At 31.2% G+C, this 15,824-nt stretch carries 9 protein-coding genes; 6 read left to right on the forward strand and 3 right to left on the reverse strand.

The window, feature by feature from the left end; all coding sequences use genetic code 11:
- Positions 1-62 precede the first annotated feature (62 nt).
- The gene (locus CURT_RS00720) at positions 63-788 is read right to left on the reverse strand and encodes a tetratricopeptide repeat protein (protein WP_018713486.1); all 726 of its coding nucleotides are present in this window, start codon (positions 786-788) and stop codon (positions 63-65) included.
- Between the two features lie 195 nt (positions 789-983).
- On the opposite strand from CURT_RS00720, the gene CURT_RS00725 reads away from it, so the two are divergent.
- The 4 genes from CURT_RS00725 to CURT_RS00740 all read left to right on the forward strand — a co-directional run bounded on the left by CURT_RS00725 (position 984) and on the right by CURT_RS00740 (position 12,962).
- Positions 984-11,570 (forward strand): YadA-like family protein, encoded by a 10,587-nt coding sequence (locus CURT_RS00725; protein WP_115651868.1) that lies wholly within the window; start codon positions 984-986, stop codon positions 11,568-11,570.
- Positions 11,571-11,625: 55 nt separating this feature from the next.
- Entirely contained in the window at positions 11,626-12,060 is a 435-nt protein-coding gene (locus CURT_RS00730; RefSeq protein WP_018712605.1) for an outer membrane protein assembly factor BamE, read from the forward strand.
- Positions 12,056-12,415: an OmpA family protein gene (locus tag CURT_RS00735; RefSeq protein ID WP_255199044.1), complete on the forward strand. Its 360-nt coding sequence runs from the start codon at positions 12,056-12,058 to the stop codon at positions 12,413-12,415. The genes CURT_RS00730 and CURT_RS00735 overlap by 5 nt, the downstream gene beginning before the upstream one ends.
- 112 nt (positions 12,416-12,527) lie before the next feature.
- A complete protein-coding gene (locus tag CURT_RS00740; RefSeq protein ID WP_018712603.1) occupies positions 12,528-12,962 on the forward strand; it encodes a c-type cytochrome in 435 nt (144 codons plus the stop codon).
- A 116-nt stretch (positions 12,963-13,078) separates the two neighbouring features.
- Here CURT_RS00740 and tsaD read toward each other — a convergent pair whose 3' ends face one another.
- Together tsaD and CURT_RS00750 are read right to left on the reverse strand one after the other, a co-directional pair.
- A complete protein-coding gene (gene tsaD, locus CURT_RS00745) occupies positions 13,079-14,071 on the reverse strand; it encodes a tRNA (adenosine(37)-N6)-threonylcarbamoyltransferase complex transferase subunit TsaD (protein WP_026320293.1) in 993 nt (330 codons plus the stop codon).
- A 167-nt stretch (positions 14,072-14,238) separates the two neighbouring features.
- Positions 14,239-14,835, reverse strand: a complete 597-nt coding sequence (locus tag CURT_RS00750; RefSeq protein WP_018712601.1) for a peroxiredoxin — start codon at positions 14,833-14,835, stop codon at positions 14,239-14,241.
- A gap of 182 nt (positions 14,836-15,017) precedes the next feature.
- On the opposite strand from CURT_RS00750, the gene CURT_RS00755 reads away from it, so the two are divergent.
- Both CURT_RS00755 and ndk read left to right on the forward strand, forming a co-directional pair.
- Positions 15,018-15,302, forward strand: coding sequence for a DUF362 domain-containing protein (locus CURT_RS00755; RefSeq protein WP_018712600.1), 285 nt, complete (start codon positions 15,018-15,020; stop codon positions 15,300-15,302).
- A gap of 107 nt (positions 15,303-15,409) precedes the next feature.
- Positions 15,410-15,823, forward strand: coding sequence for a nucleoside-diphosphate kinase (gene ndk / locus CURT_RS00760; RefSeq protein ID WP_018712599.1), 414 nt, complete (start codon positions 15,410-15,412; stop codon positions 15,821-15,823).
- The last annotated feature ends 1 nt before the right edge of the window (position 15,824 follow it).

Here is a 15,824-nt window from a genome sequence, read left to right on the forward strand (position 1 = left end):
TATGAAAACAGATATTTGAAAGTGGTCTAATGCTGTTTTAATAAAACATTTAAAAGTTTTTATTAAAACCCACTTTCATTTAGTAGTTTATAACTTTCACAACCTTTCATATCTTCTAAATCACACGCTTTTCCAAAATATTCCTTTGCCTCTACGAAATTTTGTTTTATAAAAACGCCTTCTGTATATATCACGCCCATTTCTCTACAAGCATCACTTTTTCCACAAAGGCAAGATTTTTTTAAAAATTCTATTGCTTTATTAGTATCTTTTTCGATAAATTTTGCTTCCATATAAATTTCATATAGCCTATAACACCCTTTTGAGTTATTTTTATCACACATTTTTGTATAAATTTCATTAGCTTTTTTAAAGTCCTGTCTTACTCCAAGACCATTTTCATACATATAAGCCAAATTTTCACATCCAACTAAGCTTTTATCATTGCAAGATTTTTTATACATTTCAAGTGCTTTAAAGTAGTTTTGTTCTACTCCAAGCCCTTTTTCATATAAAAGTCCTAAATTTTGGCAACTTTGGACTATTTTTTTATCACAAGCTTTTTGAAAAAACAAAGCACTTTTTTCTAAATTTATCTCCACTCCATTGCCATTTAAATACATTAAAGCTAAGTTATGGCATCCAACTGCCATATTTTTATCACACGCATTTTGCAAAAGTTTAATCGCAGTTTTATACTCTTTTTTAGCATACGCCTTATCAGCTTCATTTAGTATATTTCCATAAGCAGATAAAATCATCACGAAAATCAAAACTATTTTTTTCATAATTCACCTTTTTTATCGTTAAAATAAAATTATATCAAATTTGGACTAATATTTTTTTAAATTTAAACACCACACTATTTCTTAATTCTATTTTAAAATATAATTAAATATTTTTTCTATAAATTTACTATATTTAAGTTATAAAACCATAGGTTTGTGATATAATTTAGTCTATTTCATATAAAAAGGATAGGTATGAACAAAGCTTATAGACATGTCTATAAAGATGGCATTGGCTGGGTAGCTATCGCTGAAAACGGCTCATGTGTGAGCTCAAGTAAAGGAAGTGGCACAGTATCCAGCAAAACTAAAGTTGAGGTTTTAAAAAACTTTTTTGATTTAAGAAATTCGGTTGTTTTAAACAGTGGCTTTTTATTAAAAGGACTATTTGCAGCAACTCTATTTTGTGGAGTGGTTGTAGGCGATCTGAAAGCTGCTCCAAGTGAACAAGAAATAGCGAATATCCAAAATAACGGCACTGCAGTTTATACTCACAATAACGGCGACAGAATGGAAAAAGTTGTAAATCCTGATGGAAGTATAGGATTTAAAGGTAAATTTGATGTATCTATTCTAGACAGGGCGATAAATGGAGTTGTAGAAATCGGCGGAAAGTATTATGTAGTGCCTACAGGAACTTTAAATAAAGTAATGTCACCTGAGGAACTAAAAGAAAATCCTGTTTTATTTGAAGTGGTAAAAGATAGCTCAAGACCTACCGGCTATAGAGGATTGACTTTTGAAGAGTTGAAGAATCAAGGTAAAAAAGTCGGTTCAACATTAGGTACCGGAGATAGAGAATTAGTCATATATGATGAAGACACAAAAAGATGGTATGTCGGAAATCAGGCAAATGGAGAAAAACTATATCCTGCTGTATGGACAACTGATCCAGATAGAAAAATACGATATGTCAAATGGAGTGAAATTAGAAAAAAGAAAGGGGAACCTATTATGGATACAGTCACAGGACTGTATACTACCAGCGGATCAGGGGCTAATGAAGTTGATAATCTTGGAATTAAACCAGGTGATGATATTTTTTCCAATTCTCCAGAGCGTCTTAGTTTGGTCGGAAAAGACGGTAAAACAGCTCCACAAACATACACTGCCGATGACCAACAAGTAAAAGACGGCAAAAGAAAAGTCGGAGAAAATAAAGACGGAAAAATTCGCCTTGGCAACGTCGCCAGAGCAGAACTTGATGATGAAGCTGTAAATTTAGGACAACTAAACGAAAGATTACAAAACGTAAAAGCGGACAAAGTCCCATATGTAAGTATAAACTCATCTATAAAAGGTGCTGGCTCAAACTATGACTCTGACGGTGCAAAAGGTAAAAATGCTATAGCTATCGGACCAAACGCCAAATCTGGCAATAACTCAGTCGCCATAGGTTTTGGTGCAGAAACTGGTGGAAGTACAATTATTGATGAAGCTTCATATAATAAAATTAAAAAAGAGATTGAGAGTGTCAAAAATAAATATAAGAGGGCAGAACAATTAGGAAATCAGGAAAAAATGGCTGAATTTGGTAAAAGGAGAGATGAATTAGAAGAGCTGCTAAAAACATATGATAAAAGATATGAACATAATGGTAAGTTAATAACAGAAGCAGACTTTGATAAGCTTAGTGCAGCTGAAAAAGAACAAGCTACAATCAAATATATATCAAATACCATGTATGAAAATTCTGTCGCTATAGGACATGATGCGCAAGCACTTGCCAATGATGCAGTAGCTATAGGAAATGGTGCTAAAGTCATTGTTGATGGTTCTAAGAAAATTGTTGCTGGTGGTGGTGTGGCTATAGGACAAGATTCAGTTTCAAATGCTAGAGAAGATAAAGATCTTAAGGGATATAAACCCAAAGCATTTAGTATAGATGAAACTAGCAATGCATTTGAAAATAGTAAATCAGCTTGGACAGCGACAAATCAACCATTTGCTGTAGGTAATGATGAAAAAATAACTCGTCAAATCACAGGTGTTGCAGCAGGTACCAAAGACACCGATGCAGTCAATGTCGCTCAACTAAAACAAGTAGGTTTTTTTATACAAGGTGATATCGGCGGAAAGGGTAGGATACAAAATGAAGATAAATACGATAATGATACTTTAAACATAAAAACTGATGACAACTGGAAGAACGACAGGACTAATATTGTTTATACCGGCAAAAATCTTGAGACAAAATCCATAGCTGCAGATGGAACTAATGATCCGGCCACAAAAAAGCCTTATACGAGTAAAATTAAAATTGCTATGACTGATACACCTAGATTCAAATCAATAACCATAGCAGACGATGACACTATGAATAATAAAGATGATAATTCTCCTATCGAGTTAAAAAAATTTGATGATAATATCGGTTTTGCCGGAGAAAATAATAGTGCTATCAAGCTTACAAATTTAGCTGATGGAGAAATCAAAGCTGGTAGCACAGACGCGATAAATGGCGGGCAGCTACAAAAGATTATAAATGATGGTCTAAAATTTGTAGCAAATTCTGGTGAACACACAGCCGAGCTTGGTTCAACTGTTTCAGTTAAGGGTGCTGGTACTGACTGGAGCAACTTCGATAATGGCGAAAACATTATGACAAATATAGATGGTAATAATATTGTTGTAGGCTTATCAAAAGAACTTAAAAACATAACTTCTATTACAAACAATAATAAAACATACACATTTGGAGATACAACTCTAGGTGATACAAGTGTTATTACAAATAAAGACCTTACTGATAAAGGTTATGTAACAGCAAATACTCAAAAAACAACATCTGTTTCAACAGATGCAAATAGTGGTATAAAAGTTGTTGATAAGACAACTGGAAATAACACTGATTATAAGCTAAGCCTTGATAAAGATAAAGTTAAAGAAATAGCTGGAACTACAAATTTAACAGCTGATTTAGCAGGTAAAGCTAATGTAAATGCTGATAATCTTTCTAATGATAATGTAACTTCTTGGCAAAATAAACTTGGCATTAATGAAAAAGCTGATAAATCAGAAATTACAAATTTAACAACCAACATAAACAACAAAGCTGATAAATCAGACCTTACAAATTTAGCTAAAACAGATTTAACAAATATCACAGATGGTGGTAAAACAACAATCAAAAATTTAGCTAAAGGCTCAGTTGAAGTTGTAGGTGATGGTGATATTGTAAATGTAGGAAAAACAACAGCAAACGATAAAGATACATACAAAGTATCTGTAGATGCTTCTAAGCTTGCAAACAATACAGCTTTCAGCGATAATTTTGCTAAAAAAGATGCTTCAAATATTACAGATAATAAAGCTGATTGGCAAAAAGCTCTAGGTTTGGGTGAATATGTAAAATCAGTAACAGGTGATAAATTTATTAATGTAAATAGTGATGATAAACAAAACCCTAAACTATCTCTTGATACAGAAAAACTTGCAAGCGATAAAACATTTGTAACAAATATCGCAGGAAATAATGACTTTACAAAAAAACTTGGTGATACATTTGTAACAAATACAAGTTTGGAAGCAGGTTATACAAAACTTGATGGAAGTAATCTATTTGAAGATATTAATGCAAACAAGTTAAATCCAAATTTCAATAAAGATACTTGGAAAAAAGCTTTAGGTGTAAGTGATGGTGACATTAAAACTTTAGCTCAAGATTCTGTAAATGTAAAAGCAAAAGATGGAAGCAAAGTTACAGTTACTGATAAAACTGAAAATGGTGTAAAAACATTTGAAGTAGGTGTTGATCTTACAGGACTTAACGGAACAACTTATAAGTTTACTGCAGGAGATAATCTAAGTGTAACTGATGATGGAAACGGAAACGTTAAATATAGTCTAGATAAAGAACTTAAAAACATAACTTCTATTACAAACAATAATAAAACATACACATTTGGAGATACAACTCTAGGTGATACAAGTGTTATTACAAATAAAGACCTTACTGATAAAGGTTATGTAACAGCAAATACTCAAAAAACAACATCTGTTTCAACAGATGCAAATAGTGGTATAAAAGTTGTTGATAAGACAACTGGAAATAACACTGATTATAAGCTAAGCCTTGATAAAGATAAAGTTAAAGAAATAGCTGGAACTACAAATTTAACAGCTGATTTAGCAGGTAAAGCTAATGTAAATGCTGATAATCTTTCTAATGATAATGTAACTTCTTGGCAAAATAAACTTGGCATTAATGAAAAAGCTGATAAATCAGAAATTACAAATTTAACAACCAACATAAACAACAAAGCTGATAAATCAGACCTTACAAATTTAGCTAAAACAGATTTAACAAATATCACAGATGGTGGTAAAACAACAATCAAAAATTTAGCTAAAGGCTCAGTTGAAGTTGTAGGTGATGGTGATATTGTAAATGTAGGAAAAACAACAGCAAACGATAAAGATACATACAAAGTATCTGTAGATGCTTCTAAGCTTGCAAACAATACAGCTTTCAGCGATAATTTTGCTAAAAAAGATGCTTCAAATATTACAGATAATAAAGCTGATTGGCAAAAAGCTCTAGGTTTGGGTGAATATGTAAAATCAGTAACAGGTGATAAATTTATTAATGTAAATAGTGATGATAAACAAAACCCTAAACTATCTCTTGATACAGAAAAACTTGCAAGCGATAAAACATTTGTAACAAATATCGCAGGAAATAATGACTTTACAAAAAAACTTGGTGATACATTTGTAACAAATACAAGTTTGGAAGCAGGTTATACAAAACTTGATGGAAGTAATCTATTTGAAGATATTAATGCAAACAAGTTAAATCCAAATTTCAATAAAGATACTTGGAAAAAAGCTTTAGGTGTAAGTGATGGTGACATTAAAACTTTAGCTCAAGATTCTGTAAATGTAAAAGCAAAAGATGGAAGCAAAGTTACAGTTACTGATAAAACTGAAAATGGTGTAAAAACATTTGAAGTAGGTGTTGATCTTACAGGACTTAACGGAACAACTTATAAGTTTACTGCAGGAGATAATCTAAGTGTAACTGATGATGGAAACGGAAACGTTAAATATAGTCTAGATAAAGAACTTAAAAACATAACTTCTATTACAAACAATAATAAAACATACACATTTGGAGATACAACTCTAGGTGATACAAGTGTTATTACAAATAAAGACCTTACTGATAAAGGTTATGTAACAGCAAATACTCAAAAAACAACATCTGTTTCAACAGATGCAAATAGTGGTATAAAAGTTGTTGATAAGACAACTGGAAATAACACTGATTATAAGCTAAGCCTTGATAAAGATAAAGTTAAAGAAATAGCTGGAACTACAAATTTAACAGCTGATTTAGCAGGTAAAGCTAATGTAAATGCTGATAATCTTTCTAATGATAATGTAACTTCTTGGCAAAATAAACTTGGCATTAATGAAAAAGCTGATAAATCAGAAATTACAAATTTAACAACCAACATAAACAACAAAGCTGATAAATCAGACCTTACAAATTTAGCTAAAACAGATTTAACAAATATCACAGATGGTGGTAAAACAACAATCAAAAATTTAGCTAAAGGCTCAGTTGAAGTTGTAGGTGATGGTGATATTGTAAATGTAGGAAAAACAACAGCAAACGATAAAGATACATACAAAGTATCTGTAGATGCTTCTAAGCTTGCAAACAATACAGCTTTCAGCGATAATTTTGCTAAAAAAGATGCTTCAAATATTACAGATAATAAAGCTGATTGGCAAAAAGCTCTAGGTTTGGGTGAATATGTAAAATCAGTAACAGGTGATAAATTTATTAATGTAAATAGTGATGATAAACAAAACCCTAAACTATCTCTTGATACAGAAAAACTTGCAAGCGATAAAACATTTGTAACAAATATCGCAGGAAATAATGACTTTACAAAAAAACTTGGTGATACATTTGTAACAAATACAAGTTTGGAAGCAGGTTATACAAAACTTGATGGAAGTAATCTATTTGAAGATATTAATGCAAACAAGTTAAATCCAAATTTCAATAAAGATACTTGGAAAAAAGCTTTAGGTGTAAGTGATGGTGACATTAAAACTTTAGCTCAAGATTCTGTAAATGTAAAAGCAAAAGATGGAAGCAAAGTTACAGTTACTGATAAAACTGAAAATGGTGTAAAAACATTTGAAGTAGGTGTTGATCTTACAGGACTTAACGGAACAACTTATAAGTTTACTGCAGGAGATAATCTAAGTGTAACTGATGATGGAAACGGAAACGTTAAATATAGTCTAGATAAAGAACTTAAAAACATAACTTCTATTACAAACAATAATAAAACATACACATTTGGAGATACAACTCTAGGTGATACAAGTGTTATTACAAATAAAGACCTTACTGATAAAGGTTATGTAACAGCAAATACTCAAAAAACAACATCTGTTTCAACAGATGCAAATAGTGGTATAAAAGTTGTTGATAAGACAACTGGAAATAACACTGATTATAAGCTAAGCCTTGATAAAGATAAAGTTAAAGAAATAGCTGGAACTACAAATTTAACAGCTGATTTAGCAGGTAAAGCTAATGTAAATGCTGATAATCTTTCTAATGATAATGTAACTTCTTGGCAAAATAAACTTGGCATTAATGAAAAAGCTGATAAATCAGAAATTACAAATTTAACAACCAACATAAACAACAAAGCTGATAAATCAGACCTTACAAATTTAGCTAAAACAGATTTAACAAATATCACAGATGGTGGTAAAACAACAATCAAAAATTTAGCTAAAGGCTCAGTTGAAGTTGTAGGTGATGGTGATATTGTAAATGTAGGAAAAACAACAGCAAACGATAAAGATACATACAAAGTATCTGTAGATGCTTCTAAGCTTGCAAACAATACAGCTTTCAGCGATAATTTTGCTAAAAAAGATGCTTCAAATATTACAGATAATAAAGCTGATTGGCAAAAAGCTCTAGGTTTGGGTGAATATGTAAAATCAGTAACAGGTGATAAATTTATTAATGTAAATAGTGATGATAAACAAAACCCTAAACTATCTCTTGATACAGAAAAACTTGCAAGCGATAAAACATTTGTAACAAATATCGCAGGAAATAATGACTTTACAAAAAAACTTGGTGATACATTTGTAACAAATACAAGTTTGGAAGCAGGTTATACAAAACTTGATGGAAGTAATCTATTTGAAGATATTAATGCAAACAAGTTAAATCCAAATTTCAATAAAGATACTTGGAAAAAAGCTTTAGGTGTAAGTGATGGTGACATTAAAACTTTAGCTCAAGATTCTGTAAATGTAAAAGCAAAAGATGGAAGCAAAGTTACAGTTACTGATAAAACTGAAAATGGTGTAAAAACATTTGAAGTAGGTGTTGATCTTACAGGACTTAACGGAACAACTTATAAGTTTACTGCAGGAGATAATCTAAGTGTAACTGATGATGGAAACGGAAACGTTAAATATAGTCTAGATAAAGAACTTAAAAACATAACTTCTATTACAAACAATAATAAAACATACACATTTGGAGATACAACTCTAGGTGATACAAGTGTTATTACAAATAAAGACCTTACTGATAAAGGTTATGTAACAGCAAATACTCAAAAAACAACATCTGTTTCAACAGATGCAAATAGTGGTATAAAAGTTGTTGATAAGACAACTGGAAATAACACTGATTATAAGCTAAGCCTTGATAAAGATAAAGTTAAAGAAATAGCTGGAACTACAAATTTAACAGCTGATTTAGCAGGTAAAGCTAATGTAAATGCTGATAATCTTTCTAATGATAATGTAACTTCTTGGCAAAATAAACTTGGCATTAATGAAAAAGCTGATAAATCAGAAATTACAAATTTAACAACCAACATAAACAACAAAGCTGATAAATCAGACCTTACAAATTTAGCTAAAACAGATTTAACAAATATCACAGATGGTGGTAAAACAACAATCAAAAATTTAGCTAAAGGCTCAGTTGAAGTTGTAGGTGATGGTGATATTGTAAATGTAGGAAAAACAACAGCAAACGATAAAGATACATACAAAGTATCTGTAGATGCTTCTAAGCTTGCAAACAATACAGCTTTCAGCGATAATTTTGCTAAAAAAGATGCTTCAAATATTACAGATAATAAAGCTGATTGGCAAAAAGCTCTAGGTTTGGGTGAATATGTAAAATCAGTAACAGGTGATAAATTTATTAATGTAAATAGTGATGATAAACAAAACCCTAAACTATCTCTTGATACAGAAAAACTTGCAAGCGATAAAACATTTGTAACAAATATCGCAGGAAATAATGACTTTACAAAAAAACTTGGTGATACATTTGTAACAAATACAAGTTTGGAAGCAGGTTATACAAAACTTGATGGAAGTAATCTATTTGAAGATATTAATGCAAACAAGTTAAATCCAAATTTCAATAAAGATACTTGGAAAAAAGCTTTAGGTGTAAGTGATGGTGACATTAAAACTTTAGCTCAAGATTCTGTAAATGTAAAAGCAAAAGATGGAAGCAAAGTTACAGTTACTGATAAAACTGAAAATGGTGTAAAAACATTTGAAGTAGGTGTTGATCTTACAGGACTTAACGGAACAACTTATAAGTTTACTGCAGGAGATAATCTAAGTGTAACTGATGATGGAAACGGAAACGTTAAATATAGTCTAGATAAAGAACTTAAAAACATAACTTCTATTACAAACAATAATAAAACATACACATTTGGAGATACAACTCTAGGTGATACAAGTGTTATTACAAATAAAGACCTTACTGATAAAGGTTATGTAACAGCAAATACTCAAAAAACAACATCTGTTTCAACAGATGCAAATAGTGGTATAAAAGTTGTTGATAAGACAACTGGAAATAACACTGATTATAAGCTAAGCCTTGATAAAGATAAAGTTAAAGAAATAGCTGGAACTACAAATTTAACAGCTGATTTAGCAGGTAAAGCTAATGTAAATGCTGATAATCTTTCTAATGATAATGTAACTTCTTGGCAAAATAAACTTGGCATTAATGAAAAAGCTGATAAATCAGAAATTACAAATTTAACAACCAAGATAGATAGCGGAAACTTTATAAGTTTAAGTGTATCTGCAAATGGTGGTGCAAAAGACGAGATAAAAGCAAACGAAAATATTGATTTTACTGCGACAGACGGTATAAAAGTGGCTTATGACAAAAATGTTAATAAATTTACATTCAGTGCTGATATCAATTCAATTGCTGGTAATAATGTTTTTTCAAATAAATATGCAATGCTTGACGGAAGCAATTTGAAAGCCGCTCAAGGCTTCAAAAAAGATGTTTGGCGAGAAGCTTTAGGTCTAACAGATGCTAACATAGCAAATATATTTGAGGAAGGAAAAGATATCTCTATAACAAAAAATAGCAATAATAATAAATACACTATCGCTTATAAAGGTACAGGCACAGGAGGTATTGGTAAAGATCAAGTTAGGGACATCATCAGAGAATATATCGGTGGTAATAATATCGGTAGTTCTACAGGTTCAACTGATAATATTGTAACTCATGATGTTAAAAAGCAACAAACAACAAACAACAAAAATATAATCGCTGCAATAAATAAAATAAATCAAGAAGGAATTGGTTTTGTGCATGTAAACGGTGGTAAGATTGAGCCTGAAGCGAATGGAAAATCAAGAAATGATTCATCCGCAGAAGGTGAAAATGCTATAGCTATCGGTCCAAGATCGAAAGCAATCGGCAACAATTCGATCGCTATCGGCGTAGGCAATGTTGTAAAAGGCGAAAACTCAGGTGCGATAGGTGACCCAAGTTTTATAGAATCGGATGGTTCTTACTCTGTTGGTAATGATAATACGGTGTATACAGGAGCCAATGGAAGCTTTATTCTTGGAAACCATGTAACTATAGAAAAAGATGCTAAACAAGCGTTAGGTCTTGGAGAAAAGACAAAAGTAAGTGTTGCTGGTGGTGTAGCTCTTGGCTCATATTCACAAGCAAACAGAAAAGCTCTCAGTGATGCTGAAAAACAAGAAGTTTATTTGGCTAAAAATACTGATGTTGCAAATACAGTAAAAAATACAAAAGGTGCGATTTCTGTTGGCAAGAGCGGAGAAGACGGTTTTACTCGCCAAATCACAAATGTTGCAGCAGGAACTAAAGACACCGATGCAGTTAATGTCGCTCAACTAAAAGCAGTTCAAAAAGTAGTGAATCAAGGTTCTAAATGGATAGCAGCAGATGATCGTAAATTTGATAAAAATGGTAAAATTGTAGTTAATGACGCTAAAGCAGAAGCAGAAGGCATAAATTCAGTCGCTATTGGTGCTGGTTCAAATACAAAAGTTGTGTCAAATGGAAAAGTAGTTGACAGACCAAACACAGTATCTGTTGGTGGACTAAAAGATGGTGTAGTAACTCAAAGAACTATAAGTAACGTTGCTCCTGGTGTTCTAAACTCAGATGCTGCTACTATGGGACAACTAAGAGCTGGATTAAACGATGTTTATGGAAAACTTGGCGAGTATAAAAAACGAGCAAGTGCAGGAACAGCCTCAGCTATGGCAATTGGCAACATGCCTCAAGCAACAATCCCAGGAAAGGGAATGATTAGCTTAGGAAGTGGCTTTTATGATGGTCAGTCAGCTATGGCGATAGGGTTATCAAAAATGAGTGATAGTGGAAAATGGGTATTTAAAGGTAGTGCAAGTTATGACTCACAAGAAAAAGCCGGAGCTGCTTTATCTGTAGGATTTCATTTTTAATCAAAAGAAGGAGCTTATGCTCTTTCTTTTTTGACATTATAAAAAGGATAAAAATATGAAAAAAATTTCGTTAGTAGTTTTAGCAGTTGCGGGGATGCTTTTCTTACAAGGTTGTACTACAAAGTTAAGCACAAAAGTACCAAGAAATGGCATAATGACAAAAGATGAAGTTACTTTTCCAAAACCAGAAAAAAGCATTTATAACAAAGCCTTGGGTGTAAATTTGGAAAATATAAGAAAAATCGAAGTTGGAATGAGCAAAGATGAGATAAGAAAACTTATCGGAGTTCCACATTTTTCAGCTGGACTTGCATATGTAGTTGAGTGGGATTATCTTTTTAATCTTAAAGAAAAAGCTGGCGATAAAGATATGATTTGCCAGTATAAAGTAGTTTATGACTTTGATACATATAAAGCAGCTAGTTTGTTTTGGAACACTAAAGAGTGTGAGGACTTCGTAAATAAAAACAAAAAAAACACAAAGCATTGAGCTATCAAGTGACTTTTTATTTAAATTTGCAAGTGCCAATTTAAGTCAAAATGGAAAAAATGAAATTTCAAATTTAGTAAATAAATTTGGCAAAGAAAACATTAAAGACATTCTTGTTGTAGGCCATACAGACTTGATTGGAAGTGATGAATCAAATCTGATCCTTTCACAAAAAAGAGCAAATTCGGTTAAAAATGAATTTGTTAAAAACGGAATATCAAGTAGCAAAATCACAACTAAAGGAGCCGGTGAAAGCGAGCCTGTTAAAGAATGTGATTCAAGTCTTGCTAAAAATAAACTTATTGAGTGTCTTGCACCAAATAGACGCGTAAATGTTGATATCACAACTTATTAATTTATAAAGCCCAAAAATTTTGGGCTTTTCTTTAAAAAAGTATCTAATTAATAATTTTTATAATTTCATAAATTTTTGGTATAATTTCATTAATTTTTAAAAAGGATTTATAATGAGATTTATTTTAGCCTGTTTTATCTCATTTTTTTTATTAGGATGCTCAAGTGATAGTAAAAAAACTGATGAAAAAACTCAAGCCGTAAAAACCGAAAATGAAATAAAAAATAATGAAACAAAAAATACAGTTAAAACTTCACAAACTAATGATAAATTTACTAAAAATATAAATATTTTTAGCGGCAAAAGCGTTGACGAGTATTATGACTTTAAATGTGCGTCTTGCCATGGTAGATATGGTGAACAAAGTGCTTTAAAAGCTAGTAAAATTATAAATGAGCTTGATGAAAATCAAATAAAAGCAGATCTTATGGGATATAAAAACGATATAAATTATGGTGGAAATCTAAAAGCCACAATGCACAGAACGGCAAGTGAGTTAAGTGATGATGAAATAAATGCATTAGCTAAATTTATATCAACTCTTTAATTTATACTGCATTTTATAAATAAGTCTTTTTTAGATACTGCAATAAATTAGTTTTAATGTTTTAGTCGCTAAATTCAAAATTTAATTTATTGCATTGCTAAGATATTTTTAAAATTTCATAAACAAAGCTTATCAATTTTAGGTTTTATTTCTAAATTTTGGTAGCTTATAAATTTGCCCATTTTATACTTTTCTACTCCAACTCTTGCTATCATTAAAGCATTATCTGAGCAGTATTTAAGAGGTGCGGTTAAAAGATTTGCATTAAATTTACTGCATAAATTTTCTAAATTTTGTCTTAAAACCAAATTTGCACTAGCTCCACCAACAACACCAAAATTTTTCCATTTTTTAACTTCATAAACTTTACTTAATTTATCCATTATATGTGAAATGGCTGCTTTTTGAAATGAAAAAGCTATATTTTCTTTATCAGCTTGACTTAAATTCTCACACTCTTCTATGGCTAATCTTACTTGATTTTTAAGTCCTGAAAAGCTGTATTCCACTCTTTTATCATGTAAAAGTGGTATTGTAAAGTTATATTTGCTCGTACCGTTTTTTGCTAAATTTTCTATTACCGCGCCACCAGGATAGCCTAAATTCATCATCTTAGCTACTTTATCAAAGCTCTCACCAAAGCTATCATCTCCAGTTTTTGCTACTATTTTTATATTTTTATCTTTATCTATATCTAAAACCATTGTATGTCCGCCACTAACTAGCAAAACTCCAAGTGGAAATTTAGCCTCGCAGTCTAAAAAAAGTGAGTAAATATGTCCTAAAAGATGATTTACTTCAATTAATGGAATGCTTAAAGACACACTTAAAGCCTTTGCCATACTTACACCACCAACCAAGCTCACACTAAGACCTGGCATATTAGTAACTGCAATGGCAGCTATATTATCAAAATGCTGTTTTATTTTTTCAAGTAGTTTTGGAAGTGCAGCTGTGTGAAGCCTTGCTGCAAGCTCAGGCACTACTCCACCAAACTCGCAATGCTCTTTTTCTTGAGATATTTTTAGATATTCTACACAGTTATAGGTTTTTATATCTATTAAAGCAATTGAGCTATCATCGCAACTACTTTCTATACCAAGAATCAGGTTTTTTTCCATCTTTTGCCTTAAATTTCATTTTAAAATCAAGCTATTTTAACCACAATAACTATAAAAATAGATAAAATTTAAAATTTATAAATAAAATTTTATAAAAAATAGTAAGAATTTAGAAGTTTTTAGTTTAAAAAATGGGGAAAAACTCCCCATTGAGATTATAGTTTATCTGCGTTTTTACCTAGATAATCAGCAACACCATCAGGATTTGCCTTCATACCTTCTTGACCTTTGTTCCAGCCAGCTGGACAAACAACTCCGTGCTCATTTGTAAATAGCATAGTATCAACCATTCTTAGCATCTCATCTATGTTTCTACCAAGTGCATCATCGTTTAAAACCATGTGTCTTACAGTGCCATCTTTATCAAGTAAAAATGAACCTCTAAGCGCAACTGCATCAGCATAAAGTACATCAAAATCTCTTGAAATTTGTTTTGTGATATCTGAAACTAAAGGATATTTAATATTTCCAATTCCGCCTTTATTTACTGGAGTATTTTTCCAAGCAAGATGAGAAAACTCATTATCAGTACTAATTCCAATAACTTCAATTCCTCTTTCTTTAAAATCATTATATCTGTGATCAAACGCAATTATTTCACTAGGGCAAACAAATGTAAAATCTTTTGGATAGAAAAAAACTACCGCGCCGTTTTTGCCTAAATTTTTATAAAGATTAAAATCTCCAACTATTGTGTTATTTCCTAATACAGCTGTAGCTGTAAAATCAGGTGCTTTTTTTGTTACTAGCATCTTTTCTCCTCTTAATTAATTTTTGTTCGCAATATTATAAAGCATTTGAGTTAATCAAATCTAAATTTATATTAAAGTAATAAATTCATTATTTTTTTTATAAATTTCAAAGTAAATTTTACTTTTTATTAATTCAAATTATGATATTATCAACTTTTAAAATTATCGATAAAGGAGAAAAAATGGCAGTTAAAATTACTGATACCTGTATAAGCTGTGGTTCATGCATAGATGAATGCCCAGTTGAAGCTATTGTAGATGATAGCGATAATCCAAATGGAGAAGATATTTATTATGTTTATGCTGATAAATGTGTTGAGTGTGTAGGTCATAATGACTCACCAGCTTGTGCAGATGCGTGTCCAACTGATGGATGTATTGTTTGGAGTGAAGTTGTTGATGGTCAACCATACAGAGAAGAAATTCCAAACGATCAAAGAGATGACAGCGTAGCCGTGGTAGATTAATCACTAGGCCCAATTCATTTTGGGCTTAAACTTTTTTTAATCAAATTTTAGATATTATCACAACTTTATAAATTTCATATAATTTATACTATTTTCAAGGAGAATTTATGCAAAGAACACTATCTATAATAAAACCTGATGCTGTAAAAAAAGGCGTTATTGGAAAAATAATCGATAGATTTGAATCAAATGGATTAAGAATTGCTGCTATGAAAAAAGTTAAACTTAGCAAATGTGATGCAAAAGCGTTTTATGCAGTTCATAAAGAAAGACCTTTTTTTGGTGAGCTAGTTGATTTTATGGTAAGCGGTCCTGTTGTTGTTATGGTTTTAGAAGGCAATGATGCAGTTGCTAAAAATAGAGAGCTTATGGGAGCAACAAATCCAAAAGAAGCAGCAAAAGGAACAATTAGAGCTGATTTTGCTGAAAGCATTGATGCAAATGCAGTTCATGGAAGTGATAGTTTGGAAAATGCAAAAACGGAAATAGCATTTTTCTTCGCACAAAGAGAGATTTGCTAAA

Source organism: Campylobacter ureolyticus, from assembly GCF_013372225.1.
Classification (GTDB): Bacteria; Campylobacterota; Campylobacteria; order Campylobacterales; family Campylobacteraceae; genus Campylobacter_B; species Campylobacter_B ureolyticus.